Source organism: Cellulomonas wangleii, from assembly GCF_018388445.1.
Lineage (GTDB): Bacteria > Actinomycetota > Actinomycetes > Actinomycetales > Cellulomonadaceae > Cellulomonas > Cellulomonas wangleii.
Genome location: NZ_CP074405.1, coordinates 2,490,706 through 2,513,193 on the forward strand (window position 1 = coordinate 2,490,706; position 22,488 = coordinate 2,513,193).

The 22,488-nt window shown below is 75.1% G+C and carries 19 protein-coding genes and 1 tRNA gene; 6 read left to right on the forward strand and 14 right to left on the reverse strand.

Annotation, left to right across the window (positions count from 1 at the left end; translation table 11 throughout):
• The first annotated feature begins 31 nt into the window (after positions 1–31).
• Both KG103_RS11450 and KG103_RS11455 read left to right on the forward strand, forming a co-directional pair.
• Complete coding sequence (locus KG103_RS11450) at positions 32–538, forward strand: NUDIX domain-containing protein (RefSeq protein ID WP_207341025.1); 507 nt, start codon at positions 32–34, stop codon at positions 536–538.
• Between the two features lie 155 nt (positions 539–693).
• Entirely contained in the window at positions 694–2,190 is a 1,497-nt protein-coding gene (locus KG103_RS11455) for an AAA family ATPase (RefSeq protein ID WP_207341024.1), read from the forward strand.
• Between the two features lie 146 nt (positions 2,191–2,336).
• Here KG103_RS11455 and KG103_RS11460 read toward each other — a convergent pair whose 3' ends face one another.
• Positions 2,337–5,012, reverse strand: coding sequence for a phosphoenolpyruvate carboxylase (locus KG103_RS11460; RefSeq protein ID WP_207341023.1), 2,676 nt, complete (start codon positions 5,010–5,012; stop codon positions 2,337–2,339).
• 82 nt (positions 5,013–5,094) lie between these two features.
• Between KG103_RS11460 and KG103_RS11465 the strand changes: the two genes are divergently transcribed.
• Positions 5,095–5,529, forward strand: a complete 435-nt coding sequence (locus KG103_RS11465) for a hypothetical protein (protein WP_207341022.1) — start codon at positions 5,095–5,097, stop codon at positions 5,527–5,529.
• 59 nt (positions 5,530–5,588) lie between these two features.
• On the forward strand, positions 5,589–6,086 hold the full coding sequence (locus KG103_RS11470; RefSeq protein ID WP_207341021.1) for a MarR family winged helix-turn-helix transcriptional regulator: 498 nt from the start codon (positions 5,589–5,591) through the stop codon (positions 6,084–6,086).
• A 58-nt stretch (positions 6,087–6,144) separates the two neighbouring features.
• Here the strand turns inward: KG103_RS11470 and KG103_RS11475 are convergent, their stop codons facing one another.
• Positions 6,145–7,713 carry a pectate lyase family protein gene (locus KG103_RS11475; protein ID WP_264758258.1) on the reverse strand — a complete coding sequence of 523 codons (1,569 nt, stop codon included), beginning with the start codon at positions 7,711–7,713 and terminating at the stop codon, positions 6,145–6,147.
• 241 nt (positions 7,714–7,954) lie between these two features.
• Here KG103_RS11475 and KG103_RS11480 point away from each other — a divergent pair, with 241 nt between their 5' ends.
• Positions 7,955–8,248 (forward strand): hypothetical protein, encoded by a 294-nt coding sequence (locus KG103_RS11480; protein WP_207341019.1) that lies wholly within the window; start codon positions 7,955–7,957, stop codon positions 8,246–8,248.
• A gap of 76 nt (positions 8,249–8,324) precedes the next feature.
• Here the strand turns inward: KG103_RS11480 and KG103_RS11485 are convergent.
• From KG103_RS11485 to KG103_RS11540, 12 genes are all read right to left on the reverse strand, one after another.
• Positions 8,325–8,397, reverse strand: a tRNA-Ala gene (locus KG103_RS11485).
• A 113-nt stretch (positions 8,398–8,510) separates the two neighbouring features.
• A complete protein-coding gene (locus KG103_RS11490; RefSeq protein WP_207341018.1) occupies positions 8,511–9,212 on the reverse strand; it encodes a histidine phosphatase family protein in 702 nt (233 codons plus the stop codon).
• Positions 9,209–9,592, reverse strand: coding sequence for a ribosome silencing factor (gene rsfS, locus KG103_RS11495; RefSeq protein ID WP_207341017.1), 384 nt, complete (start codon positions 9,590–9,592; stop codon positions 9,209–9,211). Before rsfS ends, KG103_RS11490 begins: the two co-directional genes overlap by 4 nt.
• Before the next feature lie 140 nt (positions 9,593–9,732).
• Entirely contained in the window at positions 9,733–11,076 is a 1,344-nt protein-coding gene (locus KG103_RS11500) for a hypothetical protein (protein WP_213319909.1), read from the reverse strand.
• The gene (gene nadD / locus KG103_RS11505; protein ID WP_207341015.1) at positions 11,069–11,686 is read right to left on the reverse strand and encodes a nicotinate-nucleotide adenylyltransferase; all 618 of its coding nucleotides are present in this window, start codon (positions 11,684–11,686) and stop codon (positions 11,069–11,071) included. Before nadD ends, KG103_RS11500 begins: the two co-directional genes overlap by 8 nt.
• Before the next feature lie 2 nt (positions 11,687–11,688).
• A complete protein-coding gene (locus tag KG103_RS11510) occupies positions 11,689–11,865 on the reverse strand; it encodes a hypothetical protein (RefSeq protein WP_177199618.1) in 177 nt (58 codons plus the stop codon).
• 111 nt (positions 11,866–11,976) lie between these two features.
• A complete protein-coding gene (locus KG103_RS11515; RefSeq protein WP_207341014.1) occupies positions 11,977–13,278 on the reverse strand; it encodes a glutamate-5-semialdehyde dehydrogenase in 1,302 nt (433 codons plus the stop codon).
• A gap of 69 nt (positions 13,279–13,347) precedes the next feature.
• Complete coding sequence (proB, locus tag KG103_RS11520; RefSeq protein WP_207341013.1) at positions 13,348–14,496, reverse strand: glutamate 5-kinase; 1,149 nt, start codon at positions 14,494–14,496, stop codon at positions 13,348–13,350.
• Between the two features lie 77 nt (positions 14,497–14,573).
• Positions 14,574–16,094, reverse strand: coding sequence for a GTPase ObgE (obgE, locus tag KG103_RS11525; RefSeq protein ID WP_207341012.1), 1,521 nt, complete (start codon positions 16,092–16,094; stop codon positions 14,574–14,576).
• Between the two features lie 107 nt (positions 16,095–16,201).
• Positions 16,202–16,459 (reverse strand): 50S ribosomal protein L27, encoded by a 258-nt coding sequence (rpmA, locus tag KG103_RS11530; RefSeq protein WP_207341011.1) that lies wholly within the window; start codon positions 16,457–16,459, stop codon positions 16,202–16,204.
• Positions 16,460–16,517: 58 nt separating this feature from the next.
• Positions 16,518–16,826: a 50S ribosomal protein L21 gene (rplU, locus tag KG103_RS11535; protein WP_201775302.1), complete on the reverse strand. Its 309-nt coding sequence runs from the start codon at positions 16,824–16,826 to the stop codon at positions 16,518–16,520.
• 311 nt (positions 16,827–17,137) lie between these two features.
• On the reverse strand, positions 17,138–20,485 hold the full coding sequence (locus KG103_RS11540) for an Rne/Rng family ribonuclease (protein ID WP_207341010.1): 3,348 nt from the start codon (positions 20,483–20,485) through the stop codon (positions 17,138–17,140).
• Between the two features lie 470 nt (positions 20,486–20,955).
• Between KG103_RS11540 and KG103_RS11545 the strand changes: the two genes are divergently transcribed.
• Complete coding sequence (locus tag KG103_RS11545) at positions 20,956–22,479, forward strand: cytochrome ubiquinol oxidase subunit I (RefSeq protein WP_207341009.1); 1,524 nt, start codon at positions 20,956–20,958, stop codon at positions 22,477–22,479.
• Positions 22,480–22,488 lie beyond the last annotated feature (9 nt).

The following is a 22,488-nucleotide window of genomic DNA, read 5'->3' on the forward strand; positions in this document are numbered from 1 at the left end:
GGGCTGCCCGCTGCGTGCCAGACTCGGTGCCGTGCCTGCCCCCGTCGACGCCTATGCCCCGGACGACCACCTGGACGGGCGCACGCTCCTCGTCGCGGCCGCCTACGTCGTCCTGCGGCGCCCGGGAGACGACGGCGACGAGGTGCTGCTGCAGCGCCGCGCCGGCACCGGGTACATGGACGGGTGGTGGGCGCTGCTCGCGGGCCACGTCGACCGCGACGAGTCCGTCCACGAGGCGGCCGTGCGGGAGGCGGCCGAGGAGGCGGGCGTCGTCGTCGCACCCGACGCGCTGCAGCCCCTGACCGCGCTGCACCGGTTCGAGCGCGGCGGTCCGCAGGTCGAGCAGCGCGTCGACGTCTTCTTCCTGGTCACCCGGTGGAGCGGCAAGCCCACGCTGCAGGAGCCCGACCGGGCAGCCGCCATGGGCTGGTTCCCGCTGCACGCGCTCCCGGAGCGGGTCGTGCCGCACGAGCGGCTCGTGCTCGACCTGCTCGCGTCCGGCTCCCCCGTGCCGGCGGTCGTCTCGCTCCCCCGCTGAGCCCTCGCCCGGCCCCGCTGAGCCTTCGCCCGACCCCACCGGGCCGTGCCGCTCCCGCACCCCCTCGTCCCCCCGGCTGAGCCGAGCGGGTGGAACGGCGCCCCCGGCCGCCGTGCCCGGCTCCGCGCGGGCACCGGCGGGCTACCGTGGCCCGCGTGCGCCCCGAGACCTCCACGCTCGACGACCTCGCCGCACTGGTGGCGGCGCGCACGCCCGTCATCGTCCTGGAGACGGCCGACGAGCCGGAGGCGGTCGAGCTGGTGCTGCGCGCGGCGTCACGGCCGCCCGGCGGCCGGTCCCCGCGCCCGGTCTTCCGCTGGAGCGTGACCGACGGGCTGCGCCGCATGGACGTGGACCTCGGCGGCTCCCAGCTGCACAACACCGATCCCCCCGCCCTGCTGCGCACGATCGTCGACAGCATCGCGCCCGCCGTGTACGTGCTGCTCGACCTGCACCCCTGGTTCGACGACCCGCTGGTCGTGCGCCTGCTCAAGGACGCCGCCCAGCGGCCCCTCGGCCTGCGCAGCACGCTCGTGCTGGTCTCGCGCCGGCTCGACCTGCCGCGCGAGGTGGAGCACCTGGCGGTGAGCATCCCCGTGTCCTTCCCCTCCGCCGACGAGCGCGCCACCGTCGTCGACCGCACGGTCGCCGCCTGGGCGAACGCGACGGGGCGTGTGCCGCACGTGGACCCGCGGGCACGGGACCTGCTCGTCCGGCGCCTCGCCGGACTGTCCCGTGCGGACGTCGCGCGGCTGGCGCACGGCGCCGTGGTCGACGACGGCGCGCTGACGGTCGACGACGTCGCGGTCGTCGACCGCGCGCGGTTCGACGCCCTCGCCGGGGACGGTGTGCTCGCGTACGAGTACGCGACGGTCGCGCCGGGCGACGTGGTCGGCCTGGACCGGGTGGTGCGCTGGCTCCTGCTGCGACGCCCGGCGACCGACGGCTCCGCACCGCACCTCGACCCGCCGCGCGGCGTGCTGCTCGTCGGCGTCCAGGGCTGCGGCAAGTCCCTCGCCGCGCGCGCCGCCGCGTCCGTGCTGGGTGTGCCGCTGCTGCGCCTGGACCTCGCGGGCGTGCACGACAAGTACGTCGGGGAGTCCGAGCGCCGGCTGCGCGAGGCGCTCGCCGCGGCGGACGCGCTCGCACCCTGCGTGCTGTGGGTCGACGAGATCGAGAAGGCCGTCGCGGGCGACGAGGACGGCGGGTCCGCACGGCGCGTCCTGGGGACCCTGCTGACGTGGCTGGCCGACCGCCGCTCCCGCGTGTTCGTCGCCGCGACCGCCAACGACGTCTCCGCCCTGCCCCCGGAGCTGGTGCGCAAGGGCCGCTTCGACGAGATCTTCTTCGTCGACCTGCCGGACGACGCGGCCCGCGCGGCGCTCCTGCGGCTGCACGCCGGGCGCCGCGGGCTGGTCCTGGACGACGGGGCGGCGGCCCCGCTCGTCGCCGCGTCGGCCGGGTTCTCGGGCGCCGAGGTGGAGCAGGCGGTCGTCTCGGCCACGTACGCCGCGCACGCCCGCGGCACCGCGCTCGACGCCGGCACCGTCCTCGAGGAGCTGCGGGCCACCCGCCCGCTGTCCGTGGTCATGGGCGAGCGCGTCGCCGCGCTGCGCGCGTGGGCGGCGACGCGCACGGTGCCGGCTCGCTGACGAGCCCGAGCAGCACCGACCGCACGGCACCGAGGCGCACGTCACGGACCAGCACGGCACGGACCAGCGCGGCACGGATCGCCGGACGCACGACGCCCCCGCACCGACCCGGTCGGTGCGGGGGCGTCGTGGCGGACGCGGCGGTGTCAGCCGGTGTTCTGCAGGCCGGCCGCGACGCCGTTGACCGTGAGCAGCAGCAGCCGGCGCAGCTCCTCCGCCGACTGCGGGTCCTGGCCCGTGCGCAGCCCTCGCAGGGCGCGCAGCTGCAGCAGCGACAGGGCGTCGACGTACGGGCTGCGCAGCTGCACCGCGCGTCCGAGGATCCGCCGGCGCGAGAGCACCCCCGTGCTGCCGGTGGTGGCCAGCACCCACTGCCGCGTCAGCCGCATCTCGTCGAGCACCTGCTCCGCCAGGTCGTCCCGGTCACCCAGGGCGAGGTAGCGGGCGGCGATGCGCTCGTCGGTCTTCGCCAGCGACATCTCGACGTTGTCGATGATCGTCGCGAACAGCGGCCACTCGGCGTAGGCCGTGCGCAGCTCCTCCACGTCGCCGACCGTGTCCAGCGCCGTGCCCAGGCCGTACCACCCCGCGAGGTTGATGCGGGCCTGCGACCAGGAGAACACCCACGGGATCGCCCGCAGGTCGTCCAGCGACGAGACCGACAGGCCGCGGCGGGCCGGGCGGGAGCCGATCGGCAGCAGACCGATCTCCTCGAGCGGGGTGACCTGCGCGAACCAGGCGGGGAACCCGTCGGCACGGACCAGATCGTGGAACCGCTCGCGGGACGCCACGTCCAGGCGGGACGCCAGGTCGGCGAACCGGCCGGCGGCCTCGGTGTTGCGCTGTGCGACGCTCGGTGCGTCGGCGAGCAGCGTCGCGGCCGCCACCTGCTCGATGTGGCGCGTGGCGATGTCCGGGTCGCCGTACCGGGCGAAGATGACCTCGCCCTGCTCCGTGAGCTTGAACCGGCCGTCGACCGAGCCCGGGGGCTGGGCGAGCACGGCACGGTTGGCCGGGCCGCCCCCGCGGCCGAGCGCACCGCCACGCCCGTGGAACAGCGTGAGGACGATGTCGTTGCGACGCGCCCAGTCCGCGATCCGGCGCTGCGCGTCGTCGAGGGCCAGCGTCGCCGAGAGCGGCCCGACGTCCTTGGAGGAGTCGGAGTAGCCGAGCATGACCTCCACCCGCCGACCGTTGGCCGCGAGCCGCTCCTGGACCCGTGGGTGCGCGAGCGCGGCGTCGAGGATGTCGACGCTGTTCTGCAGGTCGGCGAACGTCTCGAACAGCGGGATGGCGTCGATGACCGGCGCGTGCTCCGGACCGCCGAACGCGAGCTCGGCCAGCCGGTAGACCGCCGGCAGGTGGTCGGGCGACTGGGTGAACGACACGATGTAGCGCCGCGCCGCGGCCACGCCCAGGCGGCGCTGGACCGTCCCCAGCGCGCGGAAGGTGTCGAGGACCTCGACGGTCATCGGCTGCAGGTCGCCGTCGACGCCGTGCTCCTCGATGTCCGCGAGCGCGGCGGCGTGGACCTGCGAGTGCTGCCGGATCTCCAGCTCCGCGAGGTGGAAGCCGAACGTCTGCACCTGCCAGATGAGCCGCTGCAGGTCGCCGTACGCGGCGCGCCGGGCGCCGGCCGCCTGCAGCGAGTCCTGGACCGTGCGCAGGTCCGCCTCGAGCTCGTCGGGGCTCGCGTACGCGAGGTCCGCGTCGCGCCGACGGGTCGCGGCGATCCGCTCGATGATGCCGAGGAGCGCGCGCCGGTGCGGCTCGTTGGGCGCGTCTCCCGCGATGCGGGAGGTCATGGCGTCCGACAGCGAGCGCTGCCGCTGCCACAGGGCGCTGAGCTCCGGCGACGCCGGGGTCCCGGCCGCGTCGAGCGTGAGGCCGTCGGCCGTGCGGCGTGCGGAGGAGAGCAGCGCGTCCAGCGCGTGCTCGGAGGCCAGCGCAGCCGCGGCGCGCGTCACCTCGGCCGTGACGTTGGGGTTGCCGTCGCGGTCGCCCCCGATCCACGACCCGAGCCGGGCGAAGGGCGCGACCAGGGGCGCGGTGGTCCCGGCGTCCCGCTCCAGCAGCCAGTCGTCGAGCCGGCGGTACACCGTGGGCAGCACGTCGGCCAGGGTCGAGTCGACGATCGACAGGACGGTGGCGACCTCGTCGAGGACGGTCGGCTTCTCCGCGCGCAGCGGCGAGGTGCGCCACAGCGTGTCGATCTCGGCCAGCAGGCGCCGCTCGTTCTCCGCCAGCGTGGTGCCGCCGATGTGCAGCGCGTCGCGCTCGGCGACGAGCTCGGCGATGCGTCGGATGGACCGCGCGACCGCGCGGCGTCGCGCCTCGGTGGGGTGCGCGGTGAAGACGGGGCGGAACTCGAGCTCGCGCAGACGGGCACGGGCCTCGTCCTCGCCGACCTCGGCCACGAGCTGCTGGTACGCCGCCGGCAGCGAGTCGTCGGGTGCCAGCTCGTGGGGCGCCAGGCGCGACTCGCGGTCGTGCAGCACACGGACCCGGTGGTACTCCTCGGCCAGGTTGGCGAGGTGGAAGTAGCACGTGAAGGCCCTCGCCACCTGTTCGGCCCGCTCGTGGCTGAACCCGGCGACGAGCTCCTCGGCCTGCGCGAGAGCGTGCCCGTTCGGGTCGCTGTGCGACGCGATGGCGAGCTCGCGCAGCCGCTCGACGTCGGCGAGCAGGTCCTCCCCGCCGGCCTCGCGCAGCACACGACCCAGCAGCTCCCCGAGGAGCCGGACGTCGTTGCGCAGGAGCTCGGGTACCTCATGGCTGACGACGCCGCGAGGGACGTCCGGCCTGATCTCCGCTTCTGTCACGGGAGAAAGGTAGTTGACCCGGTGCACCGCCCGCCCGCGGCGACCGCCCTGTGGTCGCGACGGCACGTGCCATGCTGGGCGGGTGAGCTGGTTCCGCCGTCGCCCCGACGTGCCGGCCGACGTCACCGCCGGGTTCTGCGCGGCGGAGGCGCCGGCGATGCAGCGCTCGATCCTGGCCGCCCTCGGCATGGGTGACCGCCCGGCGCCGGCGCGGGTGCCGGCGCGGCTGGTGGTCGAGCACGGCGCCGACGACCGGCTGGTCCTCGTCTGGCGCAACGTCATCGTCGGCTTCGTGCCCGCCGACGCGGCACCGCCGCTCGCGGCCGCACTCGCGGCGGCCGGGGACGCCTCGCTCGTCGTGCCGGGCGTGGCGCACCGCAGCGACGGCACCTGGCGCGTCTGGGTCGGCGACGTCCCCGACGACGGCTTCCCGCCGGTGCCCGACGACCTGGACACGCTGCCCCCGCCGGAGCAGACGATCCTCGGCGTGCCCGTGCGGCGCCTGGACGGCCGCTGACACATGCCGCGGCGAGCACCCTCAGGGTTGTCGCTTCAACATCGGCGTACGCTGGACGCGTGACCTCCGAGACCCCCTGGCTGACGCCTGCCGAGCTGCGCGCCTGGCTCGGGCTGGTGGCCGTCGCCGAGCTCCTGCCGGCCCAGCTCGACTCGCAGCTGCAGCGCGACGCCGGTCTCACGCACTTCGAGTACCAGGTGCTGGCGATGCTGTCCGAGGCGGAGGACCGCACGCTGCGGATGTCGGCGCTGGCCCGCCGCACCAACGCCACGCTCCCCCGCCTCTCGCATGTCGTGCGCCGGCTCGAGGAGCGCGGGCTGGTGGAGCGGGCGCCGTGCGCCACGGACCGCCGGGCCACCGAGGCGCACCTCACCCCCGCCGGCTGGGACCTGGTGGTGCGGACGGCCCCGGGGCACGTCGCGACCGCCCGCGCCCTGGTGGTGGACGCGCTGACACCCGAGCAGGTCTCGCAGCTGGAGGAGCTGAGCCGGGCGATGCTGCACCGACTCGACCCCGAGGGGCGCCTCGCGCCGCCGCTGGACGAGCTCGCCGGCTGACGACACCCGCACGGTCGGGGGCCGGGGCGCACGGGCCCCGACCCCCGACCGGACCGGCTCAGCCGGCGTACGTCTCGACCTCCGCGACGCGCGGCGTACCGGTCGACCCGAGGATCTCCACGTTGAGCTTGGTCAGGGACGTGGCCCTGAAGGTCAGCGTCCCGGCCCCGTTGCCCGTGGCGAGCACGACCCCCGTGGCGTTGTCGACGGCCCGCCACGCCCCGATGGACCCCACGGAGCCCGCCGGCTCGCGCACCACGACCCGGGCGACCGTGGTGGCCGACCCCCACTTCACCGAGATGCGGCCCGTCGAGCCGCTCGGCTGCCAGTACGTGCTGAGCGACCCGTCGATCGCGTTGCCGTAGCTGGTGCCGCCGCCCTTGCCGGAGCCGTCGGCGCCCGCACCCAGGCTGAGGTTGCGTCCCAGGGGCGGCGCGGTGGGCGGCGGCGTGGACGGCTGCGGTGACGAGGTCGGGCCGGCGGTGGGGCCCGTGGTCGGCGCGGACGTGGGTGCCGTCGTCGGCGCCGGGGTCTGCGGAGTGCACGACCCGTTCGACACCTGGTTGCCCGTGTTCGCCCCGGCCGTGGCGCGCACCAGGGCGGGCACGCAGCTCGCGCCGTCGAGCCGGTAGGAGTACGGGACCGAGACCGTCGTCGTCGACGTGACGTTCGGCCCCGCGGGGTTGGTGTCGCCGCCCTTGCTGGACCACGACACGTTGTCGAAGACGTTGCCCGCGACCTGCCAGTAGCCGGGCAGGTCCGTGTAGAACGTGCCGAGCACGTCCTTGGAGTCCTCGAAGTAGTTGTTGTCGACCTTGGCCTTGCCGCCGGCACGGGCGTTGATGCCCGACTCCTTGATGCCGACGTAGTGGTTGTTGTAGATGTGCGCCGTCGCGCCGCGGAGCAGCGGCACGCGCGAGTCGAGGTTCTCGTAGAGGTTGTGGTGGTAGGTCACCGGGCCGTTGCCCAGGTCGCTGTCCCCGGAGCCCACGAGGCCGCCGCGCCCGGAGTTGCGCAGGATGCTGTACGACAGCGTCACGTACCGCGTGTCGCCCTTCATGTCGAACAGGCCGTCGTAGCCCTCCGACTCCCCGCCGGACGCCTCGAGCGTCACGTGGTCGACCCAGACGTTGCTGACGCCGCTCTCCATGCCGATGGCGTCGCCGCCGTTGGACGTCGGGGAGCCGGACTTCTTGACGTTCTTGACGGTGACGTTCTGGACGATGATGTTGCGCGCCTCGCGGATGTGGATGCCGACCTGGTCGAACACCGCGCCGCTGCCGACGCCCACGAGCGTCACGTTGCTCACCTGCTTGAGCTCGATGACCCCGGCGGCCGTGTTGCAGCTGCTGCCGGAGACCTTGGCGGTGTTGCCGTGGGTGATGGTGCCGGACACCTCGATGACGATCGGGGTGTCGCTGCCGGCACGGCCGCACAGGGCCTCGTGGATCTGGGTGCCGGTGGTGGCCCGCACCGTCCGCCCGCCGGCGCCGCCGGTGGTGCCGCCGTTCTGCGAGGCGAAGCCGTCGGCGGCTCCGGTGGCCGCCTGGGCGGGGAGGGTGAGCGTGGACACGCCGACGGCTGTGGCCAGGGCCGCAGCGACCCCGGTCGCCAGGAGTCGTGTCACGACAGGTCGTCTCATCGTTGCCTCTTCTCGTCGTCGAGCGCGGTCGGACCGGCGCGTGCCCCGCGGGACGCGCCGTCCGACCCGGTCGCGCCGCGGCAATGCGGCATCCCGGGTCGGAAACCGGTTTCTCGACCGTAGGCGAGCGCTTTCCTCATCGGCAAGGCGCCCGCGGGCGACGAAACCTTTAGACGCTCGCTCCCATCCGTCGACCGCAGGACGCCACCCGTGCCACGCTGCCGGGATGAGCGCACTGACGTTGTGCTGCCTGCTGCGGGCCGTCCCCGGGCAGGAGGCGGGCCTGCACCGCTACGAGGACGCCGTCCTGGTCCTCGTGGCCGACCACGGCGGCACGGTCCTGCAGCGCGCGGTGGGCGACGGCGGCGACGGGCAGCCTCACGAGGTCCAGATCCTGCGGTTCCCGGACGCGACCGCGCTCGACGGGTACGTCGCCGACCCCCGGCGCGTACGGATGGCCGACGAGCGGGACCGGGTCGTCGCCCGGACCGACGTGTTCCCCGTCGACCTGAGGACCTGACGTCCCCGGAACGCCGAAGGCCGCGTCGGGTTCCTGGTCCCAGGATCCTGACGCGGCCCTCGCCGTCGTTCTCGGGTGGAGCTGAGGGGACTCGAACCCCTGACCCCCTGCATGCCATGCAGGTGCGCTACCAGCTGCGCCACAGCCCCGTGGTCCGCGGACGGACCCCGTCGCCCCGAAGGGCGCCCGGTGAGTCTAGGACGAACGAGCCGCAGAACGCCAATCGCGCCCCGGCAGGGGCCGTGTGACGTGCGACATGGCGTCAGTCCGGGTCGCGCGTGGCGTCGTCGGCGGCCTCCTGCGCGGGCTCCGGGTCGGGGCCGGCGTTCCAGTCCGACGATGCGTCGGTCGGGCCCACGTTGTAGCCCAGCAGACGCCACGCGGGGTCCGCATCGGCCGAGCCCGCGGCCAGCAGCTCGGCCCAGTGGGCGTTGTGCATGCCGACGATGCCGCGCCACGCGGGGTCCTGCCCGAGCAGGTCGGCCACGACCGAGCCGAGCGCGGAACCGTGGGACACGACGACGAGCGTCCCGCCCTCGGTGGTGCGCGCGACCTGGTCGCGGACGGCCTCGCCGATGCGGGCCGCGACCTCGGCGCGGGTCTCGGCGCCGACCCCGACCGGGTCCCCGCCGGCGCGCCACTCGCGGAACTCCTGCGGCCAGCGGGCCTCGATGTCGTGGCCCGTCATGCCCTCCCACTCGCCGAAGGCGCGCTCCCGCAGCCGCGGGTCCAGCTCCACCGGGACGCCGACCGCACGGGCCAGGTAGCCCGCGGTGTCGACCGCGCGCGAGAGGTCCGACGCGACGATGCGCACCGGGCGGTGCCGGGCGGCCAGGCGCGCCGCGGAGACGCGCGCCTGCCAGTGACCGACCTCGTCCAGGGGGATGTCGATCTGCCCCTGCAGCCGGGCCAGGGCGTTGTAGGCCGTCCGCGCGTGCCGCCAGAGCAGCAGGTGCTGCCTCACGCGTCGGCCTGCTCGCCCCGCTCCTCCGGGGGCAGCTCGATCAGGGGGCAGTCCTTCCAGAGTCGCTCGAGCGCGTAGTAGACGCGGTCCTCGGCGTGCTGCACGTGCACGACGACGTCACCGAAGTCGATGAGGACCCACCGACCCTGCGCCTTGCCCTCCCGGCGCACGGGCTTCGCGCCGAGCTTGTGCAGGGACTCCTCGACGGCGTCGACGATCGCGCCGACCTGCCGCTCGTTCGTCCCGGAGGCGATGAGGAAGACGTCGGTGAGGACGAGCTGCTCGCTCACGTCGAGCGCGATGATCTCCTGCGCCTTGAGGTCGGATGCGGCGCGGGCGGCGGCGTGGGCCAGCTCGATCGCGCGGGGGCTCGCAGACACGTGGGCTCCTGGGGGTCGGGGGGCGGCGCGGCCGGGGAGGCCGCCGCCGCGGGATGCGGTGGTACGGGTGGTGCCGGGATGCGGTGGTGCCGGGCGCGGCACTGCCGAACCCGGCGGGGCAGGCCGGTCGGTGCCGTCGCTCAGAGCGGGCCGGCGCGGCTCGTGACCCAGCCGCTCACGGCGGCCGCAGCCTCGGCGGCGCCGTCGGCGCCCCGCGTCCGGATGTAGAGCAGCATGATGAGGAAGCCGAGCACGAAGGCCACGGCGGCCAGGATCAGCACGTGCAGCCAGGTGTACGGGTGGATCCGCCGTCCCGGCTCGTCGTCGTCGTCCTCGTCGTCCAGGTCGTCCTCGTCGTACGGCGGGCGCGACACGCCCCAGGGCGGGGCGGGCTTCTCGTCGGAGGGGCCGGCGACGGGGTCAGGCACCGCAGCGGGCGTCCGCGGCCAGCCGGCGGCCGGCGGCTCCCCCGCCGCCCGCTGGGGCGCCGCGGGTGCGGCCGGGGCACCGCTCGGCGTCCAGACGGGCGACGCCGTCGACGCGGCGGACGCCGTGGCCGACGGCACCACGGGCTCGATGCGCGACGGGGCCGGCTCGGTACGCGGTGCGGTCGCTGCTGACGACTGGAACGAGCTGAGCGACGGCGCCGGCCCGGTCGGCCGCGGGCCGTCGGACGAGGGCTGCGAGGGCGTCCAGGGTGCCGACGGCTGGCCGGCGGGAGCCGCCGGCGCACCGGAGCCCCAGGCCGAGGTACGCGGCGGGGTCGTGGCCGCCGGCGGGGCGGCGGGTGCCGGCGGGGCCGCGGACGCCGCCCAGCTGGGCGCACCGGACGGCGAGGCGGCGCCGCCCGGCTCCCGGTTCCACGGGGTGCGCGCCTCGGGGCGCGATGTCGCCGCGGACCCGGACGGCTGCGCCGAGGGCTGCGCCCACGGCCGTGCCGGCGACGACGGTGCGGGGGCACCGGCCGGGCGCGACGTCGCAGGGGCGCCGGCACCCTGCGGGGCGCCGCCCCAGGCCGGGCCCGCGGCGGCGGGTCGGGGTGCCGTCGACGGCACCGGCCGGTGCTGCGGCTGCGGGGTCGCGGCGCGCGGCGCGGGCGGCGGCGTCCCGGGGCGCGGCGCGGTGGCGCCGGTCGTCCGCGGGCCGGCCGTCGGGTCGAGGGCCGCGTCACGGTACGACCGTCGCGAGCGGGACGCGTCGCCGGTGGTCGGACCCTGCGCCGGTGACGGAGCCGGGGTGCCCGGCCCCGTCGCCGCGGGCCGCGGGGTCGGCTGGCCGGCACCCGCCGACCAGGCGGGCGTACCGCCGCCGGCAGCCGACGACGTCCCCGCGGGCGGGGTCACGAGCCTGCTGCGCATGGCGCGGCGCGACGCGGGTGCGACCGGCTCGTCGGACGGGGGCGCCGGGGCGCCGGGGCCCTGGCCACCGTCCTGGGCCGCCCGCTCCATCTCACGACGGCGGCGGCGCTCTCCGGGTTCACTCATCACGACCTCGATACAACCTGTGCTTGGCGATGTACTGGACGACCCCGTCGGGGACGAGATACCACACCGGCTCCGCGGCACGCGCACGCGCACGGATGTCGGACGAGGAGATCGCGAGGGCCGGGACCTCCAGCACGTCGACCCGCCCGGCGGGCAGGCCGTCCACCGACAGCGCGTGCCCGGGGCGGGTGACCGCCACGAACCGCGCCATGTCGAACAGCTCGGCAGCATCCTTCCACGTGAGGATCTGCGCGATCGCGTCCGCGCCGGTGATGAAGAAGAGGTCGGCGTCCGGGCGCTCGGTCTTGAGGTCCCGCAGCGTGTCGACCGTGTACGTGAGTCCCGCGCGGTCGATGTCCACGCGGCTCACCGTGAAGCGGGGGTTCGACGCCGTCGCGATCACCGTCATGAGATACCGGTGCTCGGCGGGCGAGACGTTCGCGTGCTGCTTGAACGTGGGCTGCCCCGTCGGCACGAACACGACCTCGTCGAGGTCGAAGCGGGCGGCGACCTCGCTCGCGGCCACCAGGTGGCCGTGGTGCACGGGGTCGAACGTGCCACCCATCACCCCGAGGCGTGGGCGGGCAGGGACCCCCGTGGTGGCCGGCACCGTCAGTGGCGCGTCCCGACGGAGCGGAAGGCGTACGTCACGAGGAGCATCGCCAGGAGCCCCACGAACGCGCCGACACCGAAGACGGCCGGCGCGAACGGCAGCGCCTCGGAGTGCTCGGCGGCGGTCTCTGCCGCGGCGATGAGGGTGGCGTGCACGTCGTCCTCCTGGGGGTTCACGTCGGTCCTGCGGGTCGGTGGCGGCGGGCGCCCGCGAGGGGCCCGCGCCGCGGCCACCCAGTCTCGCACGCGGGGCCGTGGTACATCACCACCGACCGCCGGGCGGGCGGGTCAGGGACGCACGTGGCCGTCACCGTGCACGATCCACTTGGTCGTCGTCAGCTCGGACAGACCCATCGGCCCGCGCGCGTGGAGCTTCTGCGTGGAGATGCCGATCTCGGCACCGAGGCCGAACTGCCCGCCGTCCGTGAACCGCGTCGACGCGTTGACGATGACCGCCGCCGCGTCCACCTCCGCCACGAACCGCTCCGACGCACGCAGGTCCTGCGTGACGATGGCCTCGGTGTGCCCGGTGGACCAGCGGCGCACGTGCGCGACGGCGTCGTCGAGGTCCTCCACCACGCGGACCGCGAGGTCGAGCGACAGGTACTCCGTGCCCCAGTCCTCCTCGGTCGCGGGGACCGCGGCAGCACCCGCCGGCACGTGCGCCAACGTCACGTCGTCCCCGTGGACCGTCACGCCGGCCGTCGCCAGCGCGGTGAGCGCGGCCGGCAGGAAGGTGTCGGCCACGTCACGGTGCACCAGCAGCGTCTCGACCGCGTTGCACACCCCGACGCGCTGCGTCTTGGAGTTCAGCAGGATCGCCAGGGCGTCGGCGTGGTCGGCGCTCGCGTCGACGTACAGGTGGCAGTTGCCCACGCCGGTCTCGATCACCGGCACCGTGGCCTCCCGCACGACCGTCGCGATGAGGTCCGCTCCCCCGCGCGGCACGAGCACGTCGACCAGGCCGCGCGCGTGCATCAGCGCGACGGCCCCCGGCCGCCCCCAGGCGTCCACGGACTGGACCAGGTCGCCCGGGAGCCCTTGCGCGTCCAGCGCGGCGGCCAGGACCTGCACGACGACCTCGTTGGACCGCGCCGCCGCGGACCCGCCGCGCAGCACCACGGCGTTCCCGCTCTTCAGGGCCAGCCCCGCGGCGTCCACCGTGACGTTCGGGCGGGCCTCGTAGATCATCCCGACGACCCCCATCGGCACGCGGACCTGCCGCAGCCGCAGCCCGTTGGGCAGCGTCGAGCCGCGCACGACCTCCCCGACCGGGTCCGGGAGGGCCGCGAGCTCGCGCAGGGCGTCGGCGATCGCGGCGACGCGCTCCGGCGTCAGCGTGAGCCGGTCGAGCAGGCCGGGCGACATCCCGGCGGCGCGCTCCCGGTCGACGTCCTGCGCGTTCGCGACCAGCACGCGGTCGGTGGCGGCCACCAGTGCGTCGGCCATGGCCCGCAGCGCGGCGTCCTTGGTGGCGCGCGTCGCGGTCGCCAGGGCACGGGACGCCTCCCGGGCGCGACGCGCGACGGCGAGCACCGCCTCCTCGGGGTCGACGAGCGCGGGTGTCGACTGCTCCAGCGACGTGGTCATGCCACCCAGGCTAGTCGCGCGCGGGTCGCGCGCGCCGACCCCTCCCGCACCGTGGGCAGCCGCGGTGCGTCAGCGCCGCCGACGGACCAGCACGAGGTCGTCGCGGTGCACGAGCTCGCGGTCCCACCCCGGGCCGAGCTCGGCCCGCAGGTCGGCCGTGGTGCGGCCGAGCAGCTGCGGGACCTCCTCCGAGCCGTAGGCGACCAGCCCGCGCGCGACGACCGCACCGGAGCCGTCGACGAGCTCGATGGGGTCACCTGCCTCGAACGTCCCCTCGACGTCGGTGACGCCCGCCGGCAGCAGCGACGTGCGCCGCTCGACGACCGCCCGCACCGCGCCGTCGTCCAGCACGAGGCGGCCGCGCGTGCGCGCGGCGTGCGCGAGCCACAGCAGCCGGATGGAACGCCGCCGCCCCGTGGCCGCGAACCACGTGCCCACGTCCTGCCCCGCCAGCGCGTCGCCGGCTCGGGCGGCCGACGTGAGCACCACCGGGATCCCGGACTGCGTGGCGATGGCGACGGACTCCAGCTTGGTCACCATGCCGCCGGTCCCCACCGCGCTGCCCCGGGCCGTGACGTCGATGCCCGCGAGCTCGTCGAGCGCCTGCACGTCGGCGATCCGCCGGGAGCCGGCACGTGAGGGCGGACCGGTGTAGAGCGCGTCGACGTCGGTGAGCAGCACGAGCGCGTCGGCGTGCACCAGGTGCGACACCAGGGCCGCGAGCCGGTCGTTGTCACCGAACCGGATCTCGTCGGTCGCGACCGCGTCGTTCTCGTTGATGATCGGCACGACGCCGAGGTCCAGCAGCCGCGTCAGGGCCCGGTGGGCGTTGCGGTACTGCCCGCGGCGCCACGTGTCCTCGGCCGTGAGCAGCACCTGCGCGACCGTCAGGCCGTGCGCCGCGAACGCGCGCGTGTAGTGCGCCACCAGCAGCCCCTGCCCCACCGACGCGGCGGCCTGCTGCGTCGCCAGGTCACGCGGACGCGCGGCCAGGCCCAGCGGGCCGATGCCCGCGGCGATGGCACCGGACGACACGAGGACGACCTGCGCCCCGGCGGCCCGCCGGGCGGCGAGGACGTCGACCACCGCGCCGAGCCGCGCAGGGTCGAGGTGTCCGTCGGGCGTCGTCAGCGAGGACGACCCCACCTTGACGACGATGCGGCCCGCACCGGGCAGCTGGTCACGTCCCAACAGGGCGGCGGCACTCACGGCACCCATGATGCCCCGCGCCGCCCCCGGTCCCGCGCACCGCCCGACCCGCGGACGCGGCGGTCCCGGAGCGGGCGGCGCACCGGTCAGGCGTCGTCCGGATCCGTCCAGACACCCTGCTCGCGCTCCGTCCACAGCTCGGAGCGGGCGGCCGCCTTGGCGTCCATGCGCTCGGTGTACTCGCGACGCTTCTGACCGCGGGTCGGGCGGGCGCGGTCCTCCAGGCGCACGTCCGTGCCGCGCGGGCCACCGAGCAGCTCGGACCCCGTGAGCAGCGTCGGCTCCCAGTCGAAGACCACCGCGTTCTCGTCCGGCCCGATGCGGACCTCGTCACCCGCCACGGCCCCGGCCTTGTACAGCGCGTCCTCGACCCCGGCGCGCGCGAGGCGGTCGGCCAGGTAGCCCACGGCCTCGTCGTTGGAGAAGTCCGTCTGCCGCACCCACCGCTCGGGCTTCTCGCCGCGGACGGCGAACCAGACCTGACCCCCGCCCTCGCGCCGCTTCACCGTGAAGCCGGTGTCGTCCACCGCGCGGGGACGCAGCACGACGCGCGTCGCCTCGGGCGCCGGCGCGGCGCGGCGCGCTGCCGCGACCCGCTCGGCGAGCGCGAACGTCAAGGGCCGCAGCCCCTCGTGGCTCGCGGTCGAGATCTCGAAGACGGGCAGGCCACGGGCCTCGAGCTCGGGGCGCACGAGGTCCGCGAGCTCGCGTGCCTCGGGGACGTCGATCTTGTTGAGCACGACGATGCGCGGCCGCTCGGTGAGCGGCACGCCCCCGGCGGCCACCGCGAGGTCCTCCGCGTACGCGGCGAGCTCATGCTCGAGCACGTCGAGGTCCGTGACGGGGTCACGGTCCGGCTCGAGCGTCGCGCAGTCCAGCACGTGCACCACGACGGCGCAGCGCTCGATGTGCCGCAGGAACTCCAGCCCGAGGCCCTTGCCCTGCGAGGCACCGGGGATCAGCCCGGGCACGTCCGCCACGGTGTAGCGCGCGTCACCGGCCTGCACGACGCCGAGGTTCGGCACGAGCGTGGTGAACGGGTAGTCGGCGATCTTGGGCCGGGCGGCGGAGATCGCCGCGACCAGGCTCGACTTGCCCGCCGACGGGAACCCGACCAGCGCCACGTCGGCGATGGTCTTGAGCTCGAGGACGACCTCCGCCTCCTCGCCCGGCTCCCCCAGCAGCGCGAAGCCCGGGGCCTTGCGACGCGGCGAGGACAGCGCGGCGTTGCCGAGCCCGCCGCGCCCGCCCGCGGCGACCACGTAGCGCGCGCCGGCGCCGACGAGGTCCGCGAGCACCGTGCCGTCGGGCGACTTCACGACCGTCCCGTCGGGAACGCCGAGGACGAGGTCGTCGGCGGTCGCGCCGCTGCGGTGGTCGCCCATGCCCTGGCCGCCCGACGCGGCGCGCCGGTGGGGCAGGTGGTGGAACGGCAGCAGCGTGGTGACCTGAGGGTCGACCTCGACGATCACCGACCCGCCGTTGCCGCCGTTGCCGCCGTCGGGGCCGGCGAGCGGCTTGAACTTCTCGCGGTGGATGGACGCACAACCGTGCCCACCGTCACCGCCGGTCGCGTGCAGCACGACACGGTCGACGAACGTCGCCACGGCTGGACCTCCTTGCTCTGCGGGTACTGCTCTCGATCGTCACACGCCGAAGGGGCGCACCGTACCGGTGCGCCCCTTCGACCGTGAAGCTGGGGTGTGTCGCGACCTCAGGCGTCGGCGACCACGATGTCGATGACCTTGCGGCCACGACGCGTGCCGAACAGCACCGAGCCGGCGGCCAGTGCGAACAGCGTGTCGTCACCACCGCGGCCGACGTTGTCGCCCGGGTGGAAGTGGGTGCCGCGCTGGCGGACGAGGATCTCGCCGGCCTTGACGACCTGACCGCCGAAGCGCTTGACGCCGAGGCGCTGGGCGTTCGAGTCGCGACCGTTGCGCGAGGAGCTCGCGCCCTTCTTGTGTGCCATGACTGACCTGCTCTCCGGATGCTGCGAAAAGGGGGACGGCCGCGTGAGCGGCGCGGGCTCACTTGATGCCGGTGACCTTCAGCCGGGTCAGCTTCTGGCGGTGACCCTGGCGCTTGCGGTAGCCGGTCTTGTTCTTGTACTTGAGGATGTCGATCTTGGGACCCTTCTCGTCCCGCACGACCTCCGCCGTCACCGTCACCTTGGCCAGCGCCGCGGCGTCGGTGGTGACCTTCTCGCCGTCCACGAGCAGGAGCGCCGGCAGCTGGACCGACGACCCCGCCTCGGCGGCGAGGCGGTCGACGACGACGACGTCGCCGACGGCGACCTTCTCCTGGCGGCCGCCAGCCTTCACGATCGCGTACACCACGTTGCTGCTCATCTCTGCTCGTCGGACCTGCTCATCGGTGCTACGTCTGTCCTGCTCGTCGGTGCCGCGCGACCCGCCGGACCCCGCGCGCCGCCCAGCCACGAGGGCGGGGGTTCGCGTCGGCGGTGTCGTCCGCGGCGCCTGACCGGGGCCGTGCGACGCACCCGGGTCCGAGGGTGTCCTCGGGGGCACATCCACCTCCCGGTACGTGCGTGACGCACCGACGTTCTAGGGTACGGACCCGTTCCCGCCCGGTCAAACGGGCCCCGCCGTGACGCCCGCCCTGGTGGCGGGCGTCACGTGCGGGGACGTCAGTCGTCGGCCGGCTGCGGGGCCGCCGTGCGCTCCACGCCACCGTCCGCGGGCGCGTCCTGCGCGTCCGGGCCGGTCTCGTCCGCCTCGTCGTCGACCGCGAAGACCTCGGGGGCGACGGCGTGCAGCTCGAGCTGGGCGTCCGTGCTCGCGACCCTGGTCGCGCGCCGACGGCGGGGCTCCCGCACGACGGCGCCGAGCTCGGCGATGACGTCGAGCGTCGCGGCGCCGTGGCCGGCGTCCTCCGCCGCTGCGGGCGCCTGCTCGGCGTCCACCGGCGTGACGGCGCGGGACGACGCGTCGGGCGCCACGTCGACGTCCGCATCCTCCGGCCGGTCGGCGTCGTGCTCGTGCGCGTGGGCCGCCGCGGCGGCGATCGTCGCGAGCGTGGCCTTGACCGCCTCGCGCGCCTCCGGGAGCACCGGCACCGCAGCGGCGGGCGCGGCGCCCGCGTCGGCCGCCGCACGCTTGCGCCGCGACCGCTTCGACTCGCCCTGCTCGGCCGCCGGCTGCTGCGCCGGGGTCTCCGGTCGCCCGTTCCGGCCCACCGGGTCGGTGTGGACGATGAACCCGCGCCCGTGGCAGTGCTCGCAGGTCTCGCTGAACGCCTCGACCAGGCCCTGCCCGACGCGCTTGCGCGTCATCTGCACGAGCCCGAGCGACGTGACCTCGGCGACCTGGTGCTTGGTGCGGTCGCGCCCGAGGCACTCGACGAGCCGACGCAGCACCAGGTCACGGTTGGACTCGAGCACCATGTCGATGAAGTCGATGACGATGATGCCGCCGATGTCGCGCAGCCGGAGCTGGCGCACGATCTCCTCGGCCGCCTCGAGGTTGTTGCGGGTGACCGTCTCCTCGAGCGTCCCGCCCGCACCGGTGAACTTGCCGGTGTTGACGTCGACGACCGTCATGGCCTCGGTGCGGTCGATGACCAGCGACCCGCCGGACGGCAGCCAGACCTTGCGGTCCATGCCCTTGGCGAGCTGCTCGTCGACACGGTGCACCGTGAACACGTCCTGCGTGCCGGTCCACTTCTCGACGCGCGCCGCCAGGTCGGGTGCGAGGTCGCCCACGTAGGTCGAGATCGTCGACCAGGCGTCGTCGCCCTGCACCACCAGGGAGGAGAAGTCGTCGTTGAAGATGTCGCGGACGACGCGGATCGCCATGTCCGGCTCGCCCTGCAGCAGGGCGGGCGCGTTCGCGGTCTTCCGCTTCTTCTCGATCGCCTCCCACTGGCCCTGCAGGCGGGCCACGTCGGCGCGCAGCTCGTCCTCGCTGGCCCCCTCGGCCGCGGTGCGCACGATGACGCCGGCCGAGTCGGGCACGAGGTCGCGCAGGATCTTCTTCAGGCGCGAGCGCTCGGTGTCGGGCAGCTTGCGGCTGATGCCGGTCATGCCGCCGCCGGGCACGTACACGAGGTAGCGGCCGGCGAGCGTGATCTGGCTCGTCAGGCGCGCGCCCTTGTGGCCGATCGGGTCCTTGGTGACCTGCACCAGGACCGCGTCGCCGGACTTCAGCGCCTGCTCGATGCGGCGCGGCTGGCCCTCGAGCCCGGCCGCGTCCCAGTTGACCTCGCCGGCGTAGAGCACGGCGTTGCGGCCCTTGCCCACGTCTACGAAGGCGGCCTCCATGCTGGGCAGCACGTTCTGCACGCGACCCAGGTAGACGTTGCCCACCATCGAGGCCTGCGCCTGGTTCGAGACGTAGTGCTCGACGAGCACGCCGTCCTCGAGGACGGCGATCTGCGTGCGGCCGTCGACCTCGCGCACCACCATGGAGCGCTCGACGGACTCGCGGCGCGCCAGGAACTCCGCCTCGGTGATGATCTGGCGGCGCCGACCGGCGTCGCGACCCTCACGGCGACGCTGCCGCTTCGCCTCGAGCCGGGTCGAGCCGCGCAGCGCGGTGACCTCGTCGCCCGACGTCCGGCGGCGCGGCTCCTCCGCCGCGTCGCCCCGGGCACCGCGGCGACGGCGACGGCGACGGCGGCTCGACCCCGAGCCCTCGTCGTCACCGGCGTCGTCCGCCGTGTCGGTGCCGGACCCGGCGTCCGCGTCGTCGTCACCGGCGGCCTCGTCGGACGCGTCGTCGTCGCCACCGGCGTCCGCACGCCCGCGCCGGCCGCGGCCCCCGCGGCGACGGCGGCGGCGGCCCGACGCACCGTCCTCGTCCTGCTCGTCGTCGCCGTCCGCACCCTCGGGGGTGGCGGGCTCGACGTCGTCCGACGCGTCCTCGGTGGCGACGGACGCGTCCGTCACCTCGTCGTCGGTCGGCTCGGACGTCGTGTCGTCGGCCGAGCCCGTCTCCTCGACGTCCGACGCGCCACGGCGGCCACGACCCCGGCGGCGGCGCGGCCGGCCCGAGCCCTCCTCCGGGGCGGGCTGGGCGGCGTCGGGCGTGGTGACCTCGGCGGCAGGGGCGTCCTGCTCCTCGGCCTCGACGCGCGCGGTGCCGGAGATCTCCTCGGGCGACCCCGTGGAGGCCTGCGCCCGGCGGCGCCGCGGGCGGACCGCGGGGTCCGGCGCCTGGAACAGCAGCGCGGTCGTGGCGAGGCGGGCGCGGGCCGGGGGCTCGTCGGCGGTGCGGACGGGCCCCAGCTCGGCGAGCACGTCGAGCGGGGCGGCGCTGCGCGCCACGTCACCCGGCGCCACGTCGCCCGGCACGGCGTCCGGCGCAGATCCGGGGTCGGTGTCGTCCGACCCGACGGCAGCGTCGGCTGTTGTGGCCTCGGCGGCGTCGACGTCCTGCGCGGCACGGCCGGCGCGGCCGCCGCGGCGGCCCGAGCGGCGTCGGCGCGGTGCGCGCTCCTCGGCCTCCTCGGCCACGGACTCGGCCACACCACTGGCCTCGGGCTCGTCGGCGTCCTGCGCCTCGGGCGCGCTCACCTCGGCGGTGTCGGCAGCCGTGTCGGCAGCGGCGTCGGCGTCCTCGTCCACGACGTCCTCGGCGACGGGCGCCGCGGCCTCGGGCACGTCGACCGCCGGCGCAGGCTCCGCCGCAGGCTGCGGCACGGCCGCCGTGGCGGGGGCGTCGTCGAGCACGACGGTGCGCGTCACGCGGCGCGACCGGCGCGCACGCGTCGGAGCGGCGGCCGGCGGTGCGGCGGGCGGCTCGACGGCCGCGGGCTCCCCTGCCACGGGCTCCGGGGCCACGGGCTCCTCGGCCACGGGCTCCGGGGCCGGCTCGACCGCGGGCTCGGCGGCCACCTCGGACGCCGGGGCGTCGGGCGTCGCGTCGGGGGTGACGACGTCACGGACCACACGGCGACGTCGCTTGCGGGGCGCCGCGTCGGCGACCTCGCTGACGTCGGCGTCGGACGAGTTCTCGGGGGTGTTCACGGGAGGCAAGCGGGTGCTCCTGGGTACCGGGGAGCCCGCCCACACGACGTGCACCCCCAGGCGGTCGGTCGTCGCTCACGGCGGTGCTACCCGGCGCGGCGACGGAAGTCGTCGGTCGCAGCCGCCGCACCCTCCGGCGCCATCGCCTGCCAGGCCGTCTCGGGGCTCCAGGCTGGAGCCCGCCGAGGGCGGGGCGGCGGCTGGCCTGCACGGTCACTGGTGCGGCGAGCTCGTCGGTCCCGGCGGTGTGGACGTCGGGGCCGTGTCGAGTATCGCACAGGACCCCGCCACAACCCCCCTGATGACCAGGGTGAGTTGACGACGTGTCGTCAGCACCCGGGACCTTCGTCCCTGCCGCCCCGGGACGCCCGGCCTACCGTTCCAAGGAGACGCGCCGTGCAGGCGCGTCCTGCGACCACGCCCCCACCCGGTCCGGCCGCACACACGCCCTGCCCCTCGCACACGCATGGAGGACCCGCGTGGACGCCCTCGACCTGGCCCGCTGGCAGTTCGGCATCACGACCGTCTACCACTTCATCTTCGTGCCGCTGACGATCGGCCTGTCGCCGCTCGTCGCGATCATGCAGACCGCGTGGGTGCGCACGGGCAACGAGCGGTGGCTGCGGCTGACGAAGTTCTTCGGCAAGCTCCTGCTCATCAACTTCGCGATCGGTGTCGCCACCGGCATCGTCCAGGAGTTCCAGTTCGGCATGAACTGGTCGGAGTACTCGCGGTTCGTCGGCGACGTGTTCGGGGCTCCGCTGGCGATGGAGGCGCTCGCCGCGTTCTTCGTCGAGTCGACGTTCCTCGGCCTGTGGATCTTCGGCTGGGACAAGCTGCCCAAGAAGATCCACCTCGCCTGCATCTGGGCCGTGGCCATCGCGACGAACCTGTCCGCGTACTTCATCCTCGCGGCCAACTCCTGGATGCAGCACCCGGTCGGTACCACGTTCAACCTGGAGACCGGTCGCGCCGAGATGACCGACATCGTCGCGGTCCTCACGAACCCCACCCTGCTCGCGGCGTTCCCGCACACCATCGCGGCCGCGTTCCTCACCGCGGGCACCTTCGTCGCCGGCATCGCCGCCTGGTGGATGGTGCGGCTCGTGCGCTCGGGGCAGGTCGACAAGGCACGCGACGTGTACCGCCCCGCGGTGGTCCTCGGGCTGGTCACGATGCTCGTCTCGGGCGCCGGCGTGGCGCTGTCGGGTGACTGGCAGGCCAAGCTGATGTTCCAGCAGCAGCCGGCCAAGATGGCGGCCGCCGAGGGCCTGTGCACCTCGCAGGAGGGCGCACCCTTCTCGATCCTCGCGATCGGTGACCTCACGAACGACTGCGCCAACGTGAAGCACCTCATCGAGATCCCCGGCCTGACGTCCTTCCTGGCGACCAACGACTTCACCGCACCCATCCGCGGCGTGGACGAGCTCCAGGAGGAGTACGCGCAGTGGATCGCCGAGTGGGACGAGGCCAACGGCGTCTCGTCCGGCGTCGACGAGGACACGCGGTTCTACCCGAACCTGGCCGTCACCTACTGGTCCTTCCGCCTCATGATCGGGCTGGGCGTCGGGTCCGCCGCGCTGTCGCTGGCCGCGCTGTGGCTGCTGCGCCGCAAGGGGTCGGTCACCGGCAACGTGTGGTTCGGCCGGCTCGGCCTCGCGGCGATCGCGACCCCGTTCCTCGCCTCGGCGTTCGGCTGGATCTTCACCGAGATGGGACGCCAGCCCTGGGTGGTGGCGCCCAACCCCGACGCGTCCGGCGTCGACGGCGTGTGGCTGCTCACCGCCCGCGGCGTCAGCGAGGTCGTCAGTCCCGGCATGGTCCTGTTCTCGATGATCGGGTTCACGCTGCTGTACGGCGTGCTCATGGTCGTGTGGTTCCGGCTCATGAAGCGGTACGCCGTCCAGGGCGTCGCAGACACCGAGCACGACCCCAGCCCCGAGGCCAACCCGCCCGCCGACGACGCCGACGGGACCACCCGTCCGCTGTCCTTCGCCTACTGAGGAGCCCGT